Source organism: Vibrio sp. 2134-1 (genome assembly GCF_033339495.1).
Window position 1 is genome coordinate 1 of the sequence record NZ_JAWOUS010000896.1, and the last position, 532, is coordinate 532.

Annotated in this window: 1 protein-coding gene; it reads right to left on the reverse strand. The window is 44.2% G+C overall.

What is annotated here, in order from left to right; all coding sequences use genetic code 11:
* The coding region (locus tag R7R78_RS29135) for a hypothetical protein (protein ID WP_225474968.1) at positions 1-532 on the reverse strand (532 nt) is incomplete at both ends.

Consider the following 532-nt stretch of genomic DNA (forward strand, 5'->3'; position numbering starts at 1 on the left):
TTCTAACCCAGCAATTTCAGGAGGGTTAAGGTCATAGCAGAACGTTGCCCCAATCCGATCAGACGGAAGTTCAGGCTTCCCTTCCGGTCGAGACCAATATCCAGGCCATGAACATGAGCGCCCACTGAACGATATATCCGTATCCACTTCTGCATAAGAAGCATTTGCCGGAATTTTAGTAGTAGGCAACCAAGATCCCCATAACTCCTGAGCGTAAGGTCTCGGCTCAACATGAAATCTCAGTTTTTTATAATGGTTAACTGAGCTCATATTAATGGTTTCACCGCGGACCCACTGACCATCATCCCTAAGATATTCAACATACTTACCGATGGGAGCCAAGCTAACCGATGGATCAGCTTTCACACTGACGGATGTATTACCAAGAGAGTTCATAACCCAGTCGTAAATAATAAACGACTTAGTTTTTGTCCCATGTTGCTGGAATACATCAGCTTGCGTCTGCCGATAATCATATGTACCGTCTTCGGCAATGATATTGCCTTCAATACAGTTTTTATAATCACACCAG